The following is a 23,120-nucleotide window of genomic DNA, read 5'->3' as shown; positions in this document are numbered from 1 at the left end:
AAACATCCGTCTATCTCCTCGTCCCTAATTCATTATTACAGGCAGAGTAGAATGGTAAAGAACACCACAGATAAGCAGATAAGCATTTCTGGAGGGTAAATTATCACGAGTTTTATCGAATCGGCAGTGGTCGCAATACTGATGAAGATATACGGAGGTATTAGAAATGGAGGAAGAGATAGGTTGTGCAATTTAAAGACAAAATGGTTTGTGAATATGGATCTGTACCCACGTATTTTATACCAATAGTTAATTGTTCTTTGCCACGTTCATTAGAACGTATATGGTCAAGTAAAGAGGATTACAGGAGAACGTACCGACGATCATCACGTCAATTCTGCTAGAAAGAGTATTCAAATTCCTTACCGTAAATTTAGACACTTACTACCACTAGATAGATTTAATTTTGTCTGCAAGATGACTAACAGCAAGTGCAAAATAGTGTGAACGGTTCCATTTCATCAAACTCTGATAATTACCATAAACTATGTAGGCTTGACCATTTCTATGGTCAGGTTGAATCAACCACGCATTAATATCAACGTTTGGAAATTTTTTTCTATTCACGGGTTTAATACCTATAGCTTGCCATTCTGCTAGAGATCTTGCCTTTCCCTCACTTAACCCTAGTAAATTAATATCAAGTTTTTTAGGAAGTGTAACTTTTCGTCCCCAAGTGTAATTGTTATCCCAGCCTACGTTATTTAAATAGTTGGCCGAAGACGCAAAAACATCTAGCTCAGAATTCCAAATATCTTTTTTACCATCATTATTTCCATCTGCTGCAAAAGACAAAAACGAGCTGGGCAGAAATTGGCATTGCCCCATAGCACCTGCCCAAGAACCTTTCATCGCGCGCACATCAATATGTCCTTGCTGAAGAATGGTTAAAGCAGAAAATATTTCCGCTCTAAAAAAATCTTCACGACGCCCATCATACGCTAAAGTGGTTAACGCCTCGAGAACATCATAATTACCGATTAAAGCACCAAAGTTACTTTCTATTCCCCAAAGGGAAACTAAAAAACGCGGTTGTACACCATAATGATCTCCAATACGTTTGAGACCATTATAATGTTCAGCGTAAAGACGTCGCGCTTTTTTAACTTTCCAATCAGGTACCGCAAGAGAAATATATTCATTAAGTGTCAGTCGCATTTCAGGTTGATTACGGTCAGCTTTTACTGCTTTTTCTCGATGACGAATCCCATTAAAAGCCTTGTCAATTAAAGAAATATCAATGCCTTTATTAATTCCCTCTTGCTTAAGACTGGCGACGTAACCTTTGAAACTTGGCTTTTCTGCCATCACAGGCGTAGAAACAGTCCATACAATCCCAGTGATAATGCCTATTAATCCTATACGCATAGAAATCCTTTATAGTTTAGTGTGTTATACTTTAAGATTCATACCTTAATATGTAGTTCCTCGTATCTGTCGGGAGAGGAAGTTGCAGGAAGAATCCATCGGTTTTTAGACTTCTACGTACTTTCTCAATATCGACCCTCCCCAATCTTACTCTCTTTCCTACATCTAGCATCATGACGAAGATAGGATTTCCGAAAGTTGTTAATAATTGTATAGGGACATCTGAAAAATCATCCTTTCGCTTAATATAAAGATAGGTCAAAGCTTTTGTACTACTCTTATGAATCGCGCACTCCATATCATACCTCTTCTCGTCATACCTATAGGTTCGTCATCATAATACTTTGATTATTTCAATAATAAATTGGAGCAATATAATTTGAGGAACGTCACTAAATTTGCAATAAAATTACCATAATCTATGTTGACTCTTGCCCCTACGTTTTCAAGAATATATTATGTTCAAAGATGTCATATAATATATATATGCTACTTTATTATTTAGAAGCTTCGGATATCGTATTAATTATAATACTCAGAAAACACTAGTATTTATAAACATCGTGACGCAATTTAAATAAATTCTACTGCTATGCTATTTTTTCCAGATGATAACATTAGCAGTGGTTAACTACGCTCACATAAGCCGTTCCCAGTTGGACAACTCACAATGATAAGAAATGCTGAACTCAAAGGCAGTTCCTTTACACTATCGGTGCTTCATTTATTCGACGATGATCTTCTTGGCGCCATGCGCACGTTGTCTGAAAAGATTAACCAAGCCCCTGCATTTTTCGATAGTGCACCCGTTGTGATCGATATTTCGCGTTTACATAAAAAACCCGACTTTAGCATGTTAAAAACTATCATTGCTCAAACCGGTGTGCTCGTTGTAGGAATAACTGGATGTAAGCAAAATGATATTCGCAAGGCCGCAAAAGAAGCCGGCTTAGCCATCATGAGCCCAGCAAATCAAAATCGTGTTAACGATCCTATTCAAACCCATACGAAAATAATAACCACTCCAATCCGATCAGGCCAGCAAGTTTATGCTAAGAATGCAGACTTGGTTATCTTGAATCATGTAAGTGCGGGTGCTGAAGTTATCGCAGATGGAAGTATTCACATTTATGGTGTACTTCGTGGTCGCGCTATCGCGGGTGCCAACGGACGAAGGGACACCCATATTTTCTGCCTGAACTTGCAATCTGAACTACTTTCTATCGCTGGGACATATTGGCTCAGTGAAACCATTCCAGATATATATGCAGCAAAATCAGTAAGAATTTCACTTCTAAATAATGCATTAGACATTAAACACCTCACACTCTAACTATCCAAAGGATTGAGGAATGACAAGAATTATCGTTATAACTTCTGGCAAAGGTGGAGTCGGAAAAACCACATCGAGCGCTGCGATTGCAACTGGTCTTGCACAAGCTGGTAAGAAAACTGCCGTGATTGATTTTGATATCGGCCTACGAAACCTTGACCTGATTATGGGTTGTGAACGTCGCGTTGTTTATGACTTTGTCAACGTCATTAATGGTGAAGCCAGCCTTCACCAAGCACTGATTAAAGACAAACGTATTGATAACCTTTACATTCTGCCCGCGTCGCAAACACGTGATAAAGATGCATTGACCAAAGAAGGTGTAAATCGTGTACTGGATGATCTCAAAACCATGGACTTCGAGTTCATTATTTGTGATTCCCCTGCTGGTATTGAAACTGGCGCACTGATGGCTTTGTATTTTGCCGATGAAGCCATCATTACGACAAACCCAGAAGTCTCTTCTGTGCGTGACTCAGACCGTATTTTAGGTATATTAGATTCCAAATCTCACCGCGCTGAGAACGGCAATACACCTATGAAGACACACCTTCTCTTGACACGTTATAATCCTTCTCGTGTTACTCACGGTGAAATGCTAAGTGTGGCTGACGTTGAAGAAATCCTTCGTATACCGCTCCTAAGCGTTATTCCAGAGAGTCCTTCCGTACTACATGCATCAAACAAGGGTGAACCTATTATCTTGGACGAAGAGTCCGATGCTGGGCAAGCATATGCTGATGCAATTCGTCGCCTTCTTGGTGAAGAATGTCCATTCCGATTTCTTGAAGAAGAGAGAAAAGGATTTCTAAAACGCCTGTTTGGAGGATAGACAATGGCATTGTTAGAGTTTTTCCGTCCTAGCAAAAAGACATCTGCATCTTTAGCAAAGGAACGATTACAAATCATTGTAGCTGAACGTCGGCAGGCAGGTAGTGATGAGCCGTCGTATTTACCCTTGCTAAGACAGGATCTTCTCAATGTGATCCGCAAGTACGTGGATATATCCCCAGAGCAAGTTTCTGTAGTACTTGAGCAACGTGATGACGATATATCGGTACTTGAACTGAACGTCACGTTGCCTGACGCATATAAGTAACGTGCAACTAATAACCACTGCCTTTCACGATGTGTTATCGTGGATCATATATTCAATAAGTTGATTATGTTTAAAAGGTAATACTCAGGTACAATGAATATACTCATCACTTTGTTGTGTATTTCTATCGATTTTGAGTATGTAATCGTTTCAATCGTGTACGGAGAATTAAATTTTCTCTCTTAAATGTATTGAATATAGAGCTTGCCAATTAATGTTGTTTACTATGGGGAAGGTTATCGCACACATTGAAACCTGCCGTACACTAAAATGTAATTTTTAATATGGATAACCGCTGGAAGAATAAATTGAATGCTTTTCTTCCACGAATGCATGAGCAATAATTTTCTTCGATCGAGGCTCTCAAGCATACCAGAGCCAGCGAGGGTTATATTGTTACCCACGAAAGACCATTGCTCATCTACTTCACAGATAGGTACCACTTTTTGTACATCAAGAGAAAATGTGGTTACACAACGTAGTGTAAGTTCTTTAAAACTAAGATATCAACATGAATGTTGATTTGTAACAATCAAAAGGAGCTGGAAGATTTAGTAATTATAGCTATATTGATCAGCATTCGAGAATAGGCGTGTTATACGAAGACTAACCTATTGAATATACGAAAGGCCAGATGACCGACTTAATCAAATATCTCCCAATAAAGCTAACATCTTGTCCCCAATGAAGGCGTTACGCCAACCTGACAATAAATCTGGAATATTTTCCGGATTTCGATCGTGAATCCAAGCCCATTTTAGCAATTGGTGGATTTGCTTTTTTGAACCGATGAATTCAGGCACTACGCCAAGCGTTTCTGCAACTGCATTGGTTTGCTCTTTAATTTTCTTAATCGTCTGCTTGTAATTAGGTAGATCCACTAATCTCTCAACCACTTCCGGATGGCATGTTTTTGGTAATCTCTCAACTTCTTCAACCAATAGCAGTAATCGCTTACCATGACGTTCAATCTCAAATCTGTCGAAACCTTCATCGGCCATTTTTTCTAATGAGCGGATATTTAAACTCGCCATCTTCCAAAGATGCAGTTCTTTAACAACAAAGTTCAACGCTAAATCTCGACGATGCGCCTCTTTAAACCGCCAGCTTGCCAGTTTTTGCAATACAGCAAGCTGTTTTGGTTTCAATTTCCACGCGTTCTTAATATTCAAATATGCATTGTCAAGATCAGGTGTTTTACTGCGTTTGATCATCAACAGTGCACATTCTTGCTGAACAGCCTCTTCCCAGCCGGCTTGTTTCACTCGCTCAGCAAGTAAATTATAAAGAGGGAGCAGATAGTAAACATCCGCGGCTGCATATTCAAGCTGTTTTAAACTTAGTGGTCTTTCAGTCCAATGTGTGCGAGATTCCCCTTTATCGAGCGAAACCTTCAAATATTGGTTTACCAACGATGCAAAGCCCATTGAAAGATTATGACCAAGAAAAGCGGCCATGATCTGCGTATCAACCATTGGTATAGGCATCATACCCGCATAGTGGTGAAACACTTCAAGATCTTCACTGCAAGCATGCAGTACTTTAACCACTGACTCATCCGCTAGGAGTTCCCACAATGGAGATAAGTCATAGAGTTCTATTGGATCAATCAGAGACAGCGTTTTACCATCAAATATCTGGATTAAACCAAGTTTTGGGTACAAGGTACGAATACGGACAAATTCAGTATCTAACATAACAACAGGCATCTTTCTTGCCTGTTGGCAAACATGTTCCAGTTGGGATAATTTAGTTACGATTTCAAAATACACAATATCTTCCAGTCATTATTTTATAACTTAATGGGCATACCCAATTTTGTTCGTCAGGATGCAAATAAAATTTTTTGCTAAAACCAGATGGTATTCAATGTACGTGCTATTCAGACGGGACATACATAACTTCCTACTCATTTCGAGTCCGTTACTTTTGCTTTTTACCCTTCACGTAATACTTGAAGAATAATTCTAACAACGTCTGGTTTTAGAAGTTTTTCATAAAATTCAACAATTTTATGCACTTTATAAACAGTCAATAGTTGACAGGAATGAGCAGGTAACTCTTCACATATCATACCTAGGTCATCTTTAACAACACAAATAGCCACAACTCCGATTGATATTTTGGGAGGTTATCTAATGACCATACAATGGAAATATACTTTCAATTCCATTCATATATACCAAAATAACTTGAAGATGGAGGTTTCAGCTAGATTTACTGATGTCATAATCAAAGCATCCATTTGTAGGCACAGTCAGTTCCATAAAAAAGGAAGAACACCGAGCGTGGCGTCATTGATCTCGCCCTACAGGAAGGTATGGATATGCCACTTTTGTTGTTAAATTCCAGTGAAATGGAGTGATTATTCATATAAGGATTTACCTCGAACTGAACACACTGATGACCTCTGAAATCGTACATCTTCAAGTTATTTTGGTATATACGTTAAAAGCAGAGAATAAAATAATCCCCTTCTTAAGGTTGACAATGTGCAATACACTACCTTTATCAAATTAGACGATATAGTCAACTCACTTCCGTACATCATCGGTCGAAACTATTTTCTACGCTTGAGATCGCGGCAAGTAGCCTTGCTAGGATTGGTAATCCTTTTCTCTGCAACTCCCTCCCATCAAAAATAGTAGAGTAGTAGGTAGATTTAGCCTCATTGACATCTATCCGCATATTTCGATGAGTAAGTACTGCGCATTTTTAGATACTGGTGGTACCACCAATGTATTGCAAGAACATCACATCATCACCAGTCATGAACAATTTTACATATTACATAGGCGTTGTTGATTAAATCAGGCCTATAACGCACTGATCTCAATCTGTTTTACAGTTTTAATTTGTCTGCAGGCAAACAGGCATATCGAGTTTTATAACTTTGTTCATCGCTTTCATATTTACCATCGTTTCAACAACTTGAGCATTGTAATTATGAAGAGTGAGTTTAGGACTTAGTAACTGTTTATAGCGAAACATTGCTGTCTCTGCTAATAAGCATTTGTGATAAACCCTGTCCTTTTTCAATACCTTTACAGCTTCATTTTTAGGATGTCATTCTTCCCAGTACTCCATGTTGCTTCAAGGTGGAATACTGAACGTTATTCCTATATTTTTCCGTACGTGGTGACATGCTCTTGTATTATAAACTCCATCAGCACTGACTTGCTGTATCTTTCGTCGTAATAGATTAAGCAATGTAGATAAAACTCATTATCATTCACAAAAACTAGGCTAACCGCTGCAGCAATAACCTCATGAGTAAACACATCAACGGCAAGATAGAATTTGCGCCAAATATGTCGCTTCTCCTTACCGTATTTACGTGTTTTCCATTCACCTTCTCCGTAGACCTTTAGGCCTGTCGCATCAATAACGACGTGGGCGACAGCTCCTTCGACTCGGAAAAAGGTACTTAACTTCTACGTTCTTCGAACGCTTACTAATGCAAGTATATGTAGGGGATCTCAGCGGGAAATCCATCAACGTAAGAACCAAATTTAGGAAGCCTTCTAATCCACGAAGTAGGAGTTTGAAAATACCTTTCACCATCAATACCGTTTCGATCGTAGTATCCGAAAATAATAAACCCACGGCCACTATGACCATGATGCTTTAGACAATACACGGCCTTAATGGCGGCGGAATTTATCCCAGAAGTGACTGAGATTCGGTTTATTAATGCTTGATTATATTGTTTACAGTTGCTGATCTTGTGCTTGGTTTTTCCCATCATCACCTCCCGCTTAACTCCATGATAATCTGATTGAAGGTATTGAGATTAGTTCAGATATTTGGGAAACAATACCTATTACATACGGAAATTTTTCATTCAAAATGAGTCACATTAATGTTGTATAGGAAAAGTTGTATTGATGTACGGTCATCTTGGTCATGTCTTCAATAGATTTTTATTTATCTAACATGCCATACTTTTAAATGGTGATCATTATGGTTTCAATTGACATTGAATGTCGTTTTTATCTGCAGACAAGAACGGTTAAAAATAATGCTCTTGTTACCAATCATGTTTCTAAACCTTTCAGCTTGAATATACATACACGGCTTTTCAAGCGAGGATAAAAAACAGCAAGTTTAACTTGCTATGAATAATGTGGGTATCCTCGACTCATCTCGAGGATTATACATCAATATTAATGCAGTTAGATCCTAAAAAACATACACCACACTATGTAATCACATTCCCTTTTCATGTACATGAAGTGGTGCTTCTCTGCAAAGGAGATAAACACTGGTTTTTAATAGGTAACTAAAATAACCAGTGCAGGCTCAAATATACTTGGAAGCTTCGATTGAAGAAACTTATTCTGAAGACTCAACTTATCTTAGTGGGGAGTGCATTTTAGAGAAGATAGGCAATTCATTTATAAGTTATTAAAATTAAAGTAGTAATATATTAGCCCTAGTTGCCAATCTTGGTTTTTTTGTGTGTTGGCATGCAGTACTGACTGCAATGTTATATTACATATTACACTCTCAATTGTTGATAAAGCACACGTTTTTATAGCAGGAAGTTCTTATTAAGGGATAGAAACACTTACAAGGTAGTCTCAGGGAGAACGCTCTCATTTATCGTTATTAATACTTTTAGTGCTTCATATTTCTGGAGAACGTGTGTTAGAAATCAAGATATTTATTTATAGATAAGTAAACGAAGGTGAAGGAAGATAAGGGGAAAAACAGAAGAAAAGGAGAAGATAATAAATAGAACTGCAAGTCACTGTAAGTCTCACTCCCAGCTCCACTTCCAATGATTTAAATCCAAAAAATAACAAAAAGGAATCTATACAATGACTCTCGTAGGCATTCGCACATCTGAAACAACTATAAGTTTCATCCGTCCAACTCCCGAAGACTTGAAACTAAACATGACAGCTCCTCGCAAACTTTATATCCGATAAATCGACAGTGAGTACACGCAACGCGAAGAACACTACACACAACTCATGAATGAACTGACTACAGAAGCCAGCAAGGGAAAGGAATCAAATACAGCTTATGGCTCACTTTTAATAGGCAAAAGCATCGATAAGTTCGCAGAAGCTCTCACCGCCTATCACACAGCGCCAAAACGAGGTAAACCGCACGTAGTGCATGAGGTCTTTGTATAAAAGGAGCAAATTAAGGCAACAAAACTTATAGCATGCTTGACGGGCATGACGAATTGGCGAAAAGATATTTTTCCATCATACAAAGCGAATAGAAGCAAAATCATACGTCCTCTTGCATTGGGAGTCGCCCGCAAGTACATAATCGACAATTATGAGAGTTTGTTAATAGAAGGGATAGAAGCTGACGATGTCCTAGGCATTTCAGAGACAGACCCTGAGTCTTATCCAGACTGGCGAAAAATTATTATAAATGAAGATAAAGACTTACATCAAATGCCGGTGTAGGATTTCAATCCAGAAACAGATTTTATCCCACTTTCAAGCTGAGCGTAACGGTGAAAAAATGTTTTTTTAAGCAGTGTCTCTCAGGAGACACAACAGAGGGTTATAGCGGGTGCATCGGTATAGGTAACCGCGACAGCCCTTCTCGAAGAAGAGCCTTTCGCTTGGGAAGCGTGTGTGCACACTATCAAATCTGGAAAGCGCTGAGGGGATACCGAAGTTAAACATGCAAAGGCAGCAACAGCTTCGCGCTTAAAGCAACTTATCTGGTACTTCACTAAAGCTGGGCACGAAAAAGAATTTATCTACCAAAGTGGTATGATATCCAGAGTTTTAAGGTACGGGGAATATTGCGAGGGCGTTGTTACATTCGATCCACTCACACATGACTTCGGTGTCTTGAAGGAGGATAAAATGGGAATCTAACAATACAACGAGAGGAGATAGCACATGCACACGACACTGGACATGTTAATCACAGCACTTACACGAAATAATAACATTACTATTGGTATGCGAGATAGTGAACGCAAAATCAGCTTCAAGCTTAGCTTACCAGAAATCATAGCACAGTTGGAAATGATTAAGGTTAATGAAGAAGATCGTGAGGAAACACTCGCTGATGATGAGGAGTTTGCCAATGTGCGGAGGCCATAAGCCAATACCCCAACCCGTCTTCCTAGTACTTACAGTACCTGTCACTGATGTAGAACTTTCGGGAGTCTCTAAGAAGAACAAGCAACAAATACTAGCGGTACAATGTCGTGGGGCGGGTTCTTTTCAGCCAGACCTTAAGATTAACAAGGCGAACACATCATCTGGACTTAACAATAAGGGATAAAAATAGACAATATAGCCAATCTATTTTTAAGATTAAGTGCTGAGTGGAAACCCTACTTGTCACGCGATCGTCTATGCGCAAACTTGACAATTCCCTCATTACTGCCGAAGGCAGTAGAAAACAACACAACAAACTTCAAGTTTCCTCACGACGGTTTTGGTGTTCGAGCTATTAAGCAATTGGCTGCCAAGCTACTGTTAGTATTCTTCCCTCCCAACCGAACCTTCATGCGCATCACGATTGATCCAAAACACTCACACAACTTTGGTGTTAATACTGAGGGCAAAGGTCAACTCGACATAACACTAGCACAAACTGAAAAGCTAGTTTGGCGGTCTATTGAACAGTGGGGGTTGCTAGCAGCCCTCTTCGAGGGGTATGAAGCAGCTGCTCATTATCGGCAATAGCTTACTTTTCGTCGGCAAAGACTACTCACGTTTATATCGCTTGGATAAGTATGTTGTACAACGGAACAGCACGGGAAGACTCTTACGGATTATTGTCTGTGAAGAGATAGAAAGGGAACGTTTGCCAGAGGACGTTGCGCTTGCGTTAGCACTCGCCGACTAGTCGCCATCGGTTAAGGCCGTAGGTATTACGGGCAACTAACAGGCTCCCGTGCAGATTTTATAATTGCGGATCATATCGAGGTGCTAAATAACTCAGCCACCTAATATGCACGGGATAAGCTCTTGGAAATCGTGAAGGAGTTGGATGCTATTTTGAAGCCACTTAAAGGTTCTCGTATCATCTATCTAGGGACGCAACAGACTGAAATATCAGTGTATAACATCATCGCGGAGCGTGGTTATGAAGTGCGAATTTTGCCTGCCTTATATCCCACAGCAAAACAACGAGATGCCTATGTCTTTGACAGCAAGTCACGGTTTTCTCCCTTAATAAAAAGTAGAGCAGAAGGAGCAGCCCTGATTGGGTATAGCATAGACCCCTCTCGTTTCACAGATGCGGATTTAAAGGAGCGACGTAGGTCTTACGGCAAAGGTGGTTTTGCCTTGCAGTTCATGCTTGACACAGCTCTCAGTGATGCAGATAACTACCCGCTGAAACTTTGCGATTTAATCGTGTCAAACATTGCGCGAGAGAAAGCCCCTACGTCCTACGATTGGTGCAATGACCCTGTTAAACGCATCACAGAGCTACAGGTGCTAGGCTTGGCTAGTGACCACTACTATCACCCCTTGTTCTAGGACGAGTCTGTGAGCGCGATCACAGTACGCTTACTGAGTATAGACCCTTCAGGACGCGGTAAGGATAGAATGGCTTATAATGTTACCTACTTCCTTAATGGTTATATCTTCCTAGTGGAATCTGAGGGTCTGCCGGAAGGCTACGCCCTGCAGAACTTAACGAAAATCACAGAGGCAGCGAAGACGCATAAGGCAAATAAGATTGTCTACGAGTCTAATTTCGATGACGGTATGTTCGGATAATTATTACGACCTTTCGTTAACCGTATTTACCCTTGCTCTATCGAAGAGGTAAGGCACCACGTCCAGAAAGAACGCCGTATTATTAATACGCTAAAACCCGTCATGATGCAGCATAAGTTATTGGTTGACTACAAGCTTATCGAAAGAGACGCGCAGAATATAGCTGCGGAATTATCTTACTCTCTCTTTTACCAAATGGCGAGTGTAACGATGGATAAAGGAGCTTTGAAACATGACGACAGGCTGAATTGTCTAGCAATAGCCGTGAATTACTGGACGCGCTAAATAGATGAACATGCGATAGAAGATGCAGCTCGCACAGAGCTTTTAGATAAAGAGTTGGATGATTTCATTGCGTATGCAGGCAGTTACCAGAATCTAAGTAGAAACTGACTCAGTTGAGGAGCAACTTCACGTCACTGTGAGTCCCAAACATTTTACTTCAAAAAAATCTGTGAGGTCTTTTTACAGATAACGGTCGCAGGATTCTCCCCGTGGGGTAGCCGGCTCACCAGAGGATTCCATAAGCTTTTGATTCTAAAAAAATTCTCATGGAGAAGGCGTACTCTCATTTACGTTCTTAGTTACACGTTTCCACATGAGAACCACACGCAACCTGCCAAATAACTGCATAACATATTGATGTTAAAGGTATTTAATAGGAAATACATGTAGCAACTGCTGGGATTAAGATTCCCAATTTTGTCACGCCTGTTTGCCCAGATTTTTTCGCTCTCACGCGTGCCTATATGAGTCTGCTTTTTTCTTCCAGTATTACCTCCATAAATACCTGCAGAGACACACAGAGCAAAACCCAAGGTGCCTAGAATAAACAACTTTTTGGGGCGATCTCCCTCTTCGTATTTTTCTATTAGGGTGTCAATTATAGTTTGCTGTGGCTCCTTAAATATATTTTTATATATATGAAACAACAAGATACCTACGGAATAAGAGTGAATACTAAAATAAAGCAAATAAAAGCTTGCTAACTGATATGCCACACTGCACAGTGTAAACAGGATGACTTGTCTCACTACATAATTAAGAATTAATGACTAAAGCTTTTTAAATAAACAGCGTGGTGTTATCAAAAACGGCGTACCTATAAAATAAACAACAGAGCTACGTATGCTAGCTACGCGATGAGGTTGAATCATGCACCTTTAGTTAGGGGTTGTTTAGAGACTGCTTATGACTAATTAGAGACGCGAAGCACACAACGCGCTCCCCGCTCTTTAACAATTTAGTATGTAAAAGAAACCACTGCTTGCACTCAGAGAGTCGAAGGTGAGCAGTAGTGGCTGATGAGTAGATTAAAATTTTACTGCTGGGGTCTCTTTAAGTTTTTAGCGTTAAAACACTACTAATTTTTTGTGGTTCTGCTCACAACACAACAGTTAAGGCCATTTTATGCACAATGCTTTTTCACCATCTACAGTCTGTAGTAACCAGTTTGTTGTGGTATTTGTAATATTCACTATGCACCGCTATAAACTCAAAATAAATATTATGAGGTTACTGAAATGAAGCAAGTTACACCTTTCGGTGTCTCGGGTGTACGTTTTCGTAAACAAATAGAAGCCTTCCGCAAAGAAGTCAATCATGAAATGCACATCCTGCAAATGATTATCTTCGTTGAAGTCGTAAACAATCCACAGCATACAGTTAACCCAAAATATATTAAGGATCTTCTCGCCATTATACCCTCGTCGGCGAGTAGACACTGTAAACGACTGACAAATGACGTAGAAGACGGTTATGGTTTATGCCAAGTTGTTTATGGTCACAATGATTATATCTCTAAGTATCTAGAATTAACTAAAAAAGGGGAGGATTTAGCAGACACAATACGTCCTGTTTTCCAAGAGGCTTTTACTCTAAAGGGGCTCTCCTAGTTCCAAGTGCATGTAAGGATTGATGGTCTTTTTACCTATCATATTGTAGTATGACATGTGTTCCTCACGACAAAAGAGCCTGTAAAAATGAATGACTAAACAAGAGATAAATAAATATAGATGAGGTAAAAGTGAACACATTAGAACAACAAGAGAAGATTTATAACATTCGTGTACGTATGCGAGGTACATCCTACCAAGCAGGCATTAAAGTAGAAGGGAAGCGCAAACAAGTAAGTAGCAAGACCCACGGGGATGCTGTTAAAAAATCGTTGCGTTTGCTAGCTGTCTCACTTGAGTCTCCCGTCAAAGCTGCTGTGAGAGCGTCTACGAGTTCAGAAAAAGCAGGTACGCTGGGAGCAGATTATCAACGAGCGTGTATGCGCACATGGAATCCGGACATACAGAAGGACCGGAAGTCGAGCAGGAAGCGAGCGGGGAAATATTAGACTTTTTTGGTTGGCATATAGCACCCTCATAAATAACCGCTGTAAAATTATGCACCTACGCAGATTATCAACTGGATATTTTAGGGTGTGCTAGAAGTACGATTAATAAGAGTCTTAGCAAACTCCCTGTCGTTCTTAAACACTGTGTATCGCCAGAACACTGTCCGTATATCCCAGTGTTTCCTTGGTGTAAAATAGATAAGGAGCGCACACGGTTTTTTGCTTTAGAGGAAGAGCACATAATTGTTCACTGGTTCTAAGTGAATAAGAGAGCCTTAATCACGGATTTTGTCATCGTTGCGATAGATACCGGATGTAGAACTGGGGAACTACAGAAACTGGAAGCAGATGCGAATGGCTCTAGGCTACAAAGATGACCCTGAATTTATACCACACGTAATGCGTCATACATGTGTAACACGTCTAGCTATGAATAACACACCCGAGTTAAAAATGATGCTCTGGCTGAGTCACTCAACGCCTACCATGGTTAAACGTTACGCTCATCTGAATATCAATCATTTAGCAGACGCCGTAACTTTACTGGAGGGTTATTTAGCTACAGCTAAATGTTAAAATATTGGGCTGTTACACGTTTTTTTTGACATGTTACATGTTTATCCTATCTAATTGATTTTCTTAATATTATTAAGAATTTTGGAATGTTATTGCTCACGCATTTGGTTATCATGAAAGAAAAATATTCAATTTATCTTCCAATCAGTTATCCATATTCAATGTTGTATTTTTGTACACGGACTGTTTCCGTGTGTACGATATCTTTCCTGAGGATACACACATTATTAGCAAACTCTATACACAACACCTTTTTAGATAGTACGTAAAGAAAAGGATCAGACACTACACCGCACAAAAGCACCGCTCGTTTTCAAGCATCAGTACCCGCTGAATACCTATTATCAGCACTGAAAGTTAGTTTTCCTACACTATACTTTTGTTCACCGTTCGTACTCTATGTCTTTGTACTGCTTTGCCAGACCCGCTAATATTTTGACCCTCAGCACCTAAGTGATTACCACCTTGACGTGAACCACTTGCTATACTTTTTTTTCTTTTGGACCCTAAATTACGTTGGTTTATACCTATAGACTTGTGTTTGTGTGCGTTTTCACAAGAACGAGTTTTATCTGAAGAACCTAGTTTAGATTTCGTTGGTCTTCTAGCCTTAATCGGAGTTGTATCCAGCTTTAATTCAGGTAACTGAGCACTTAGTGTGAAATTCACCAACTCAATACGTGGTAGTACTTGTTTAATCAAACGTTCAATACTAAAGAGGTAGATGGCTTCGTCAGCACACACCAATGATATAGCTTTACCAGATTCACCCGCACGACCAGTACGGCCGATACGGTGAACATAATCCTCAGATACACTTGGCAAATCGAAATTAACAACTTGTGGTAACTGTGGAATATCAATGCCACGAGCTGCGATGTCAGTAGCTACTAGAACACGCACTTGACCAGACTTAAAATCAGCCAATGCTCTAGTACGTGCACCTTGGCTTTTATTACCATGGATGGAAGCAGCGGCAATGCCTTGGTCGTTTAGGTAGTGTGCAAGCTTATTTGCACCATGTTTGGTACGACTGAATACAAGCACTTTCCGCCAGTTACCATCTTTGATTAACCTTACCAACATGAACGCTTTTTTACCCTTATCAACCGGATAAATACATTGTTCTACGGTTGTAGCTGTCGAATTCACTGGTGTTACTGAAATCTCAACAGGTTCGTTCACCAAGCCTTTAGCCAACTCTCGAATCTCATCCGAGAAGGTTGCAGAAAACAGCAAGTTCTGACGTTGTTTAGGTAACATATTAAGTATCCTACGAATATCGAGAATGAAGCCCATATCTAACATACGATCAGCTTCATCAAGTACCAATACTTCCAACTGAGAGAACTTCACGGCGTTTTGGTTGTAAAGATCTATCAAACGACCTGGAGTCGCCACCAAGATATCACTGCCTTGGCGTAGTCGCATTTTTTGTGGATTAATTTTCACACCACCAAAAACAACGAATGTGCTCACACGCAAATATCGACTGTACTTAATAACATTTTCATTGATTTGCGCAGCAAGTTCACGCGTTGGTGCTAGGATTAGAACACGAATATGGTTGTTCTTTACAAGTGAACCAGCTCTCAGACATTCTAAAATAGGCAGCGTAAAACCAGCAGTTTTCCCCGTTCCAGTTTGGGCTACAGCCATAACATCATGTCCTTCAAGAACAGCAGGAATAGCCTGTAGCTGGATAGGTAACGGTGTAACATAACCTTGTTCTTGAATTGCTCTGAGGATTGGAGCTGACAGACCTAACGCGGTAAAACCCATAAATTCAATTCTCTCTTATAAAATTTGGTATCTCAGGCAGGAATATAAACATGAACACATGGAAGACTTATGAAATCTCACCAGCTTTCGAGGCCTAATACTTTAAACAACTTAGCTATCTCTTAGTAAGTTTATCCTATAATAAGCACAAGTGGAAGATCTGACACTATACCCAATCAACTGGCGTTGTTGATTAAATCAGACCTATAACGCACTGAGCTCAATATTTTTTACAGTCCTAGTTTGTTTGCTGGCAAATATGCATACCGAGTCTTATAACTTTCTTCATTACTTTCACATTTTCCAGCGCTTCTCTAACTTGAGCATTATAATTAACCTGAACTACGCATAAGAAATGAACTAAATGCCCAAGTCGTGATCTGATCGTTTGAAAAAAACTATAAATTGCATAAGGAGTTTGGCATGAATAACTGAAATGCTATTTTTGTCAATGTCGACGACTTCTGCTAGGCTTTCCTCACTGCATGGAAAAAATACCGAATTTCTTCCGGTGTCAAATAAAGAAACAACCCTTTTTGCCTCTCAGTTAGCGAAGTGATTAACAATAGTGATAGCTTTCCATCAATATTGCTCTCGAAACTTCAAAACCTATTACATCCAGTTTGTTTGCCGCTACCTCACCAACGAATTTCCTGAATTAGTCAGCTACACGAAAATGCTCCAGCTCATACAAGGTGTTCTGATTCCGCTTTTTTATTATCTCACTGACCGTCAGGTAAAGCAGACAGGGATTTCCTTCGTTGATTCGTCCAAGCTACAGGTTTATCACAACCTACGCATTCTTAGACATCAGATTTTTAAAGGTACCGCGAAGCGCAGTAAAGGAACGATGCGGTATTTACTACTGAGATAAAGGTTATATCTCTGGTTCATTGGAGCGGAAACTTATAGACAAGGGAGTTAAACTGATCACGGGTATGAAAAATAATATGAAACCAAAAGTGATGAGATTTTAGGACCACCTGATGCTCTAGAAACGATTTATTATTGAAACCGTTCTTAACCAACTAAAAAACATATCCCAAATCGAGCATTTTCGGCACCGTAATTGTACCAGCTTTATAGTCAACTTGCTGGTGGGCTCATAGCGTATTCATTTCAACCACAGAAGCCGAACATCAGGATGACTAGATTTGATAAGCAAGCGCTTATGCAGATCTCAGGTTAATTATGAAGAGTGAGTTTAGATCTGAGCAACTGTTTATAGCTAAACATTGCTATCTCTGCTTATGCATGTTTGTGATATATCCTGTCCTTTTCTACTCCACCTGTTTGTCCTCTTTCAACACCTTCAAAACTTCATTTCTAGGATGCCATTCCTCCCAGTACTCCGCGTTGCTTCGAGGTAGAATACTGGCCGTTATTCCTTTCTTTTCAGTGTGTGGTGACACGCTCTTATGTCATAGACTCCATCAGCATTGACTTGATGTATCTTTCGTCTTAATGAGTTAAGAACTATAGGTAAAATCTCATTATCACCCACAAAAACTAGGCTAACTTCTGCAGCAATAACCTCATGAGTAGACACATCAACGGCAAGATGAAGTTTACTCCAGATACGCCACTTATCCTTACCCTGTTTACGCGTCTTCCATTAACCTTCACCGTATACTTTTAGGCCTGTGGCATCAATAACGACGTGGGTGATAGTTCATCGACTCGTTAAACGGTATTTAATTTTTACGGTCTTAGAACGCTTACTAATGCAGATGTATATAGGGGATTTCGGCGGGACATTCATCAATGTAAAAACCGAATTGAGAAAGCCTTTTAATCCATGAAGTAGGAGCTTAAAAATACCTTTCATCATCAATGCCGTTTTAATCGCAGTATCCTAAAATATAAACCCACGGCTACAATGACCATGATGCTTTAGACAATGCAATGCCTTAAGCCCCATCACATATAGTTGCTGGAAGGAAATTCCTAGGTGAAAAAATAATATGGGCATTAAGAAATGGTTTGATATTACAAACGAAAAGACCGAGTTTTATCATTTCGATATTGACACTGTCCTCGAGACTTGGCTCAAATCTTTTCTACTTACTGTGATGGATAAAGTCAATGAACTCTGTTACATCAGAAAGATGCCCACTAAGCAGGCGGATACAGTGGTGAAGACGTTTATTGATATTGTGAATTCCACCTCTCATGACTTCAAAAACCTCACGTCAAACAACGGGATAACATTCACCTGTTATAAAGGAGGTTGCTGAAATTACAGAGGCTTATTTCTATTTTGCAAGATATTATCAGTCAAGTGATCGGAAGCTGGATAAACATACCAATGTTCTGATAAGAAGATCTTCACCCAAAGGAACTAATTTTAATGAAGTCAGTAATGAAGATCTTACCAAAATATAACATATACTCGGAACACGTGGTAGAGTGAGTTTTTGGTATCGTTCTCCTAACGATATTTTTTTAGAGTATTTGATCGCATCTGAAGATATAACACCTGTATATTTCACCTGATATATGGAAATAACCATTTGAAAATAAAATATTCGTAATATTTCCCCGAAGCGTAGGCACTCAATACCCTATGTATGAAATAATCAGACTCAAGGTACTTGATATCCCAAAACCCAGCTTAGAATCAAAGCAAATCGTTTAGTTAAAGACGTACTCCATCGTGCATGAAATCGGGTGTAGTACTAGCTATAACAGTCTCCATTTCCCAAAATCATTGTCAGACTGCAAAGTCACACACATAACAAACTCTAAAGATATATTAACTAATTGATATTTAATAAATAAAACACGAATGGTATGATTTTTGCTTGCTTATATCCGTCAATATAGAGGAGAGTTGAACTCATGCAAATTGAACATATTCAACAGCCTGATAACACACTCATGCTTGTAATCCATGGTGACATGGATGCACATGGCTGCAGTGAAATACAACCTGAACTTGACGCAGTGGTGAATGAGGAACATATCACCGACGTTACCCTTAATCTAAGCAATGTAAATTTCCTAGATAGCTCTGGCATTGGTGCCATAGTCTTTTTATTTAAACGCTTGAAAGCAAAGGATTATACGCTTTCGTTGGTTCAAGTGCACGGTCAACCCATGGAGATCATTCAGCTGCTACGTATTAATAGTGCAATTCCCGTTGAAGTGGCATCAAGAGACAGCTAGTTAGACACTAAGTTGACTAAGTATCCTTAAGTTACAACTAAATAATAAACTCCTCGTAAGAAGATTAGTCACACTTACTCTATAAGTCCGATTATACAGAAAGAGGAAAAGCATGAAAAACATACTAACTCTCATACTCTATGCTATCCTCATTTCAGGTTGTTCTTTCTTTCCAGATCATGGGGAAGGTGGTATGGCTGAGTATCAATACTCTTCCCTTTCACCAGTGATGCCGAGTGAACCATTAGAACCTAAACATGGCTTACGTTTTGAGTGGAAATTAGCTGCCCATCATCTAGATATTCTGGTGTTGGAAGGCGCAGAACGCTGTTTTCCAGCCATGGTTATCCTCGCAAAACGTATGCAAGATCGCATCGTTCGTGAACTACAAGGTGGATTAAACCTTGATGCAGCCAACGACCTCATCATTCAACGTACAACACTTGAGCGACTCGAAAAACAACTTGATGCAATCCAAGGCAGCAGCGTTTGTATTTCACTGGAGGTTGTTGACTACCAATCAACAGCTGACTTGGCAGTGAAAATTTATGGATTGTTAAACACAGACAACCAATTCGCGTTCAACTCATACGCCGTTAACCCCAAATATATGAACCGACTGGCGGAAGCTGCAACATTGCTGCATGACTTGACCCAGTACAATCTGCATATAACAGGCCATGCTGATATTATCGGTAGTATAAAGTTCAACCAAGAGCTCTCACTGGCACGTGCAAATCAAGTGAAACGCTATTTACAAATTTTTGGCATCACCCCTTCGCGTTTATCCGTAACCGCAGTTGGCTCCAGCGATCCATTATTGGAAGGTAGTTATCCTCATATTAGACTAACCAATCGACGTGTATCTATTGAATTAATAAAAACCGACACGCACGATAAAATCGTAAAAAAAGGCAAGCAATGACCCGATCATTCATCCTTTTTATCCTAATGCTACTCTACGTATTCGATGCAGGGTCCGAGGAATACCGTATACAAGTTGGTGATCAGATCGCCATTATGTTACCAGGTGAACTGACTTTAAATAAAGAATTCCAAGTTGACCGTCAAGGGAGACTTACACTACCTGAAGTAGGTATAGTACAAGCATCTAACATGACTGAAACCCAGTTATCTGAAACTGTGAAACGAACCCTAAGTTCCATTTTCCGGGATTTATCTTCTTTGCAAGTGTTCGTCAGTAAGCGCCAGTTACTTATCACCATTCAAGGGTACGTTAAAGATCCTGGTGAATTTACCTTACGAAAGAATGCATCCATTCAAATGGCACTGTATGCAGCTGGAGGCTTACGTCTAGGAGCACAACTCAACCGATTTCAGCTTCATAGAGACGGTGAAATAATTACCTTCAACTATAAAAAATTTCTCGATACGGGTGATGCTAGTTTTCTTCCTCAGTTAGTATCATTGGATACCCTTTTTGTTCCAGCATCTCCTAAAATTGGTAATGTTGAGCAGGATTTTGACCCAGCAAAACTTGCTGATTCAGGTGATGCCGCTGAAGATAAAAAAGCCATAAAGGTATTTGGAGAAGTCATACGTCCAGGAAGTTTCACCGCAAAAAAAGACAATAATCTCGTAGATTGGCTTATGCGGGCTGGTGGTGTCACTAGGTACGCTGCCATATCACAAATTCGTGTAATTTCCCAAAATAAACCCCAAATTCTCAATCTCAAGCAATACCTAGACAGTGGAGATGAATCTCTTTTACCCAATATTGTTGAAGGTTCTACCATCTTCGTACCGAAGCAAGAAGAAGAAATAAAAACCGGCTCAAATACAGTATATATTATGGGTGAAGTGGCAAAACCAGGAGCGTATGAAGGTAAAAATGGGGCGACATTCATCGACATTCTTGCTAATGCTGGTGGCCCTACCAGATTTGCTGAAAGTCGCCAAATTCGGGTGATCAAACCAGATGGCAGCACAGTACGATTTGACTTGACCCTGTTCACCGAAGGAAAAATGGTAGGTAGTCTACCCAAAATCGAAGCGGGTGATGCAATATTCATTCCTGAAAAGCTAGATATGAATGAAAAATCGTGGTTAAAAGTCACACCAGAACGTGCCGTACGTGTAATAGGAGAAGTCATAAGGCCAGGACGAATCGAGTGGTCTGACGAAATGTCATTGTTAGATTTACTCGCACATGTAGGTGGACCAAGTAGCCAGGCTGATACCAGTAAGATTGAAATCGTCACACCAATCAGCATCAATCAATCAAAAGCCTATACATTTAACCTAGACAACTTTATTAAGGAAGGTCGTCCAGATTCCGAGCTGCCTTTAGTTCGTGCAGGATCTATCATACGTGTGAATAATTTACCCGATGACCCTTCTGGCAATAAATCAGGATGGATTCACCAAAGTTCTAACAGTTCCATTTATGTATTTGGCCAAGTTGGTGTCCCTGGTCGCTACCGTTTCACTGAAAAAATGCACTTTCTCGATATTCTTTCCGCCGCTAATGGCCCTACGGAAAATGCTGATTTACACAATATCCGTATTACCCATTTAGATGGTAAACATGCACGTGTCAGCAAACTAAACTTAGCGTTATTTTTTGAAACCGGTGATTCTAGCATTTTACCTGACGTGCAAATAGGAGATACTATTTATATCCCTGAAAAGAATCGAAATTGGCTAGATCGACCTAAAGAGGAAACTATTCGTGTACTCGGTGCGATAAACCGACCTGGTCGATATACCTTTGATGACCATATGACCATTCTGGACTTGCTCGCGGAGGCTGGAGGTCCAAACGATAATGCATATATCGAGAAAATTACGGTCATCAACATATCCTGCTGCAACAAGCAAGCACGTATATTTAATCTTTCAGAATTTAGCCGCACTGCGCAGCTCCAAGATCTCCCCGTACTACGATCGGGTGATACCATCTACATCCCAAGCAAAGAAGAGAGTACCGCGCAGAAGATCCGACAAAGTATTACCGATATCTTCCAGCTTGCAGGTATTGCAGCATTGATAGGCGTGTTATGATGAATATCCCTCCATTGAACCTAGAAATAGAGCGAATTTATTTCCAAATCATCCGTAATAACTACAAAACATTGGTATTTGTAGCAACAGATTCTGGTGAAGGTGTGACCTCCTTAACCATCGCCATAGCACAACGCGCTCTACTTGCTGGCCAATCTACCTTGGTGGTCGATCTTAATCTCTACCACCCTTGCCTTGAAAGTCAAGGTATGAGTATTTCAGTCAATGAAAACCGTTTATTTCCAAGTCCAGAACTGGTCGGAATCAGCGGTGAAAATGTTGTTTTTACAGGTATAATTGCCCCTTCCAAGCGTGAAACCCTTATGGAACTTCGTCGCCCAAGCGTACTAGAAAGCTATATCGTAGAATGGAGCAAAGAATATGACTTGATCCTTTTCGACACATCACCCATCTCCAGATTAAACGCCAATAATATCCCACCAGAACGAGTAGCTGCTGCGGTTGATGGTACAATCCTAGTGGTTATGGCGGGGCATACCACTGAAGCTATGGTGTCAGAATCGATTAAAAAGCTCGACAGTTCAGGCGCACACTTACTAGGCTGTATTATCAACGACAAAAACAATCCATCCTTGAAAGTAGAAATATTGAGAGAAATAGAATGTTTGAAGAAACGTTTCCCGAAACTGGCAGCAAAGCTAAAAAAATTTATTATTGAGAGTCATCTTCTGTCATTGGAAATTTAAC

21 protein-coding genes and 3 pseudogenes are annotated in these 23,120 nt (G+C 39.9%); 17 read left to right on the top strand and 7 right to left on the bottom strand.

The features are described 5' to 3' along the window. Nucleotides 1-390 precede the first annotated feature (390 nt). Both BTN49_RS05675 and BTN49_RS05670 read right to left on the bottom strand, forming a co-directional pair. The gene (locus BTN49_RS05675; RefSeq protein WP_097356371.1) at nt 391-1,368 is read right to left on the bottom strand and encodes a lytic murein transglycosylase; all 978 of its coding nucleotides are present in this window, start codon (nt 1,366-1,368) and stop codon (nt 391-393) included. A gap of 31 nt (nt 1,369-1,399) precedes the next feature. Then, on the bottom strand, nt 1,400-1,666 hold the full coding sequence (locus BTN49_RS05670) for a YcgL domain-containing protein (protein ID WP_097356370.1): 267 nt from the start codon (nt 1,664-1,666) through the stop codon (nt 1,400-1,402). A 372-nt stretch (nt 1,667-2,038) separates the two neighbouring features. Between BTN49_RS05670 and minC the strand changes: the two genes are divergently transcribed. Genes minC through minE form a run of 3 tightly spaced genes read left to right on the top strand, consistent with a single transcriptional unit; the run spans nt 2,039 to nt 3,800 of the window. Continuing rightward, nucleotides 2,039-2,701, top strand: coding sequence for a septum site-determining protein MinC (gene minC / locus BTN49_RS05665; RefSeq protein ID WP_097356369.1), 663 nt, complete (start codon nt 2,039-2,041; stop codon nt 2,699-2,701). A gap of 19 nt (nt 2,702-2,720) precedes the next feature. Continuing rightward, the gene (gene minD / locus BTN49_RS05660) at nt 2,721-3,533 is read left to right on the top strand and encodes a septum site-determining protein MinD (RefSeq protein ID WP_097356368.1); all 813 of its coding nucleotides are present in this window, start codon (nt 2,721-2,723) and stop codon (nt 3,531-3,533) included. Nucleotides 3,534-3,536: 3 nt separating this feature from the next. Next, a complete protein-coding gene (minE, locus tag BTN49_RS05655; RefSeq protein WP_097356367.1) occupies nt 3,537-3,800 on the top strand; it encodes a cell division topological specificity factor MinE in 264 nt (87 codons plus the stop codon). 647 nt (nt 3,801-4,447) lie between these two features. Here the strand turns inward: minE and rnd are convergent. Next, the gene (rnd, locus tag BTN49_RS05650; RefSeq protein WP_097356366.1) at nt 4,448-5,572 is read right to left on the bottom strand and encodes a ribonuclease D; all 1,125 of its coding nucleotides are present in this window, start codon (nt 5,570-5,572) and stop codon (nt 4,448-4,450) included. A gap of 1,078 nt (nt 5,573-6,650) precedes the next feature. Then, nucleotides 6,651-7,545: pseudogene (locus BTN49_RS05645) on the bottom strand (IS5 family transposase). A 1,408-nt stretch (nt 7,546-8,953) separates the two neighbouring features. Here BTN49_RS05645 and BTN49_RS05640 point away from each other — a divergent pair. The 8 genes and pseudogenes from BTN49_RS05640 (at nt 8,954) to BTN49_RS20540 (ending at nt 14,700) form a co-directional block, all read left to right on the top strand. Next, on the top strand, nt 8,954-9,229 hold the full coding sequence (locus tag BTN49_RS05640) for a hypothetical protein (RefSeq protein WP_223823837.1): 276 nt from the start codon (nt 8,954-8,956) through the stop codon (nt 9,227-9,229). A gap of 447 nt (nt 9,230-9,676) precedes the next feature. Next, complete coding sequence (locus BTN49_RS05635) at nt 9,677-9,883, top strand: hypothetical protein (protein ID WP_097356364.1); 207 nt, start codon at nt 9,677-9,679, stop codon at nt 9,881-9,883. A gap of 180 nt (nt 9,884-10,063) precedes the next feature. Then, complete coding sequence (locus BTN49_RS05625) at nt 10,064-10,474, top strand: portal protein (RefSeq protein WP_097356362.1); 411 nt, start codon at nt 10,064-10,066, stop codon at nt 10,472-10,474. 294 nt (nt 10,475-10,768) lie between these two features. Further along, entirely contained in the window at nt 10,769-11,275 is a 507-nt protein-coding gene (terL, locus tag BTN49_RS05620; protein WP_097356361.1) for a phage terminase large subunit, read from the top strand. Between the two features lie 69 nt (nt 11,276-11,344). Beyond that, nucleotides 11,345-11,803: pseudogene (terL, locus tag BTN49_RS20545) on the top strand (phage terminase large subunit). A gap of 1,238 nt (nt 11,804-13,041) precedes the next feature. Continuing rightward, on the top strand, nt 13,042-13,413 hold the full coding sequence (locus tag BTN49_RS05605; RefSeq protein ID WP_097356358.1) for a helix-turn-helix domain-containing protein: 372 nt from the start codon (nt 13,042-13,044) through the stop codon (nt 13,411-13,413). A 797-nt stretch (nt 13,414-14,210) separates the two neighbouring features. Beyond that, nucleotides 14,211-14,438: a tyrosine-type recombinase/integrase gene (locus BTN49_RS05595; protein ID WP_097356356.1), complete on the top strand. Its 228-nt coding sequence runs from the start codon at nt 14,211-14,213 to the stop codon at nt 14,436-14,438. Between the two features lie 91 nt (nt 14,439-14,529). After that, the gene (locus BTN49_RS20540) at nt 14,530-14,700 is read left to right on the top strand and encodes an IS1 family transposase (protein WP_097356355.1); all 171 of its coding nucleotides are present in this window, start codon (nt 14,530-14,532) and stop codon (nt 14,698-14,700) included. Nucleotides 14,701-14,804: 104 nt separating this feature from the next. Here the strand turns inward: BTN49_RS20540 and BTN49_RS05585 are convergent, their stop codons facing one another. Next, nucleotides 14,805-16,220: a DEAD/DEAH box helicase gene (locus BTN49_RS05585; RefSeq protein ID WP_097356354.1), complete on the bottom strand. Its 1,416-nt coding sequence runs from the start codon at nt 16,218-16,220 to the stop codon at nt 14,805-14,807. Nucleotides 16,221-16,661: 441 nt separating this feature from the next. Here BTN49_RS05585 and BTN49_RS22085 point away from each other — a divergent pair. Beyond that, nucleotides 16,662-17,409 (top strand): annotated as a pseudogene (locus BTN49_RS22085) (transposase). A gap of 192 nt (nt 17,410-17,601) precedes the next feature. On the opposite strand, the gene BTN49_RS20530 reads toward BTN49_RS22085, so the two are convergent. Then, a complete protein-coding gene (locus BTN49_RS20530; RefSeq protein WP_146679153.1) occupies nt 17,602-17,799 on the bottom strand; it encodes a transposase in 198 nt (65 codons plus the stop codon). A 93-nt stretch (nt 17,800-17,892) separates the two neighbouring features. Continuing rightward, the gene (locus BTN49_RS20525; RefSeq protein ID WP_097356353.1) at nt 17,893-18,051 is read right to left on the bottom strand and encodes a transposase; all 159 of its coding nucleotides are present in this window, start codon (nt 18,049-18,051) and stop codon (nt 17,893-17,895) included. Between the two features lie 133 nt (nt 18,052-18,184). Between BTN49_RS20525 and BTN49_RS05570 the strand changes: the two genes are divergently transcribed. The 5 genes from BTN49_RS05570 to BTN49_RS05550 all read left to right on the top strand — a co-directional run bounded on the left by BTN49_RS05570 (nt 18,185) and on the right by BTN49_RS05550 (nt 23,119). Next, nucleotides 18,185-18,457 carry a hypothetical protein gene (locus tag BTN49_RS05570; RefSeq protein ID WP_097356352.1) on the top strand — a complete coding sequence of 91 codons (273 nt, stop codon included), beginning with the start codon at nt 18,185-18,187 and terminating at the stop codon, nt 18,455-18,457. A 604-nt stretch (nt 18,458-19,061) separates the two neighbouring features. Continuing rightward, entirely contained in the window at nt 19,062-19,388 is a 327-nt protein-coding gene (locus BTN49_RS05565; RefSeq protein ID WP_097356351.1) for an STAS domain-containing protein, read from the top strand. 112 nt (nt 19,389-19,500) lie between these two features. Next, nucleotides 19,501-20,313, top strand: coding sequence for an OmpA family protein (locus BTN49_RS05560; protein WP_097356350.1), 813 nt, complete (start codon nt 19,501-19,503; stop codon nt 20,311-20,313). Continuing rightward, nucleotides 20,310-22,412 (top strand): polysaccharide biosynthesis/export family protein, encoded by a 2,103-nt coding sequence (locus BTN49_RS05555; RefSeq protein ID WP_097356349.1) that lies wholly within the window; start codon nt 20,310-20,312, stop codon nt 22,410-22,412. The genes BTN49_RS05560 and BTN49_RS05555 overlap by 4 nt, the downstream gene beginning before the upstream one ends. Then, entirely contained in the window at nt 22,412-23,119 is a 708-nt protein-coding gene (locus BTN49_RS05550; protein ID WP_097356348.1) for a P-loop NTPase family protein, read from the top strand. Before BTN49_RS05555 ends, BTN49_RS05550 begins: the two co-directional genes overlap by 1 nt. Nucleotide 23,120: the final 1 nt, after the last annotated feature.

Source organism: Candidatus Enterovibrio escicola (genome assembly GCF_002464935.1).
GTDB classification, from domain to species: domain Bacteria; phylum Pseudomonadota; class Gammaproteobacteria; order Enterobacterales; family Vibrionaceae; genus Enterovibrio; species Enterovibrio escicola.
Note: the sequence above shows the minus strand (reverse complement) of the source record. Positions and strands in the feature narration are given on the sequence as shown.

What these genes read in the sequence shown, in the direction of transcription:
- BTN49_RS05675 (WP_097356371.1), bottom strand. Translation starts at nt 1,368, where the DNA reads ATGCGTATAGGATTAATAGGCATTATCACTGGGATTGTATGGACTGTT.
- BTN49_RS05670 (WP_097356370.1), bottom strand. Translation starts at nt 1,666, where the DNA reads ATGGAGTGCGCGATTCATAAGAGTAGTACAAAAGCTTTGACCTATCTT.
- minC (WP_097356369.1), top strand. Translation starts at nt 2,039, where the DNA reads ATGATAAGAAATGCTGAACTCAAAGGCAGTTCCTTTACACTATCGGTG.
- minD (WP_097356368.1), top strand. Translation starts at nt 2,721, where the DNA reads ATGACAAGAATTATCGTTATAACTTCTGGCAAAGGTGGAGTCGGAAAA.
- minE (WP_097356367.1), top strand. Translation starts at nt 3,537, where the DNA reads ATGGCATTGTTAGAGTTTTTCCGTCCTAGCAAAAAGACATCTGCATCT.
- BTN49_RS05635 (WP_097356364.1), top strand. Translation starts at nt 9,677, where the DNA reads ATGCACACGACACTGGACATGTTAATCACAGCACTTACACGAAATAAT.
- BTN49_RS05605 (WP_097356358.1), top strand. Translation starts at nt 13,042, where the DNA reads ATGAAGCAAGTTACACCTTTCGGTGTCTCGGGTGTACGTTTTCGTAAA.
- BTN49_RS05595 (WP_097356356.1), top strand. Translation starts at nt 14,211, where the DNA reads ATGCGAATGGCTCTAGGCTACAAAGATGACCCTGAATTTATACCACAC.
- BTN49_RS05585 (WP_097356354.1), bottom strand. Translation starts at nt 16,220, where the DNA reads ATGGGTTTTACCGCGTTAGGTCTGTCAGCTCCAATCCTCAGAGCAATT.
- BTN49_RS20525 (WP_097356353.1), bottom strand. Translation starts at nt 18,051, where the DNA reads ATGATGAAAGGTATTTTTAAGCTCCTACTTCATGGATTAAAAGGCTTT.
- BTN49_RS05570 (WP_097356352.1), top strand. Translation starts at nt 18,185, where the DNA reads ATGGGCATTAAGAAATGGTTTGATATTACAAACGAAAAGACCGAGTTT.
- BTN49_RS05565 (WP_097356351.1), top strand. Translation starts at nt 19,062, where the DNA reads ATGCAAATTGAACATATTCAACAGCCTGATAACACACTCATGCTTGTA.
- BTN49_RS05560 (WP_097356350.1), top strand. Translation starts at nt 19,501, where the DNA reads ATGAAAAACATACTAACTCTCATACTCTATGCTATCCTCATTTCAGGT.
- BTN49_RS05555 (WP_097356349.1), top strand. Translation starts at nt 20,310, where the DNA reads ATGACCCGATCATTCATCCTTTTTATCCTAATGCTACTCTACGTATTC.
- BTN49_RS05550 (WP_097356348.1), top strand. Translation starts at nt 22,412, where the DNA reads ATGAATATCCCTCCATTGAACCTAGAAATAGAGCGAATTTATTTCCAA.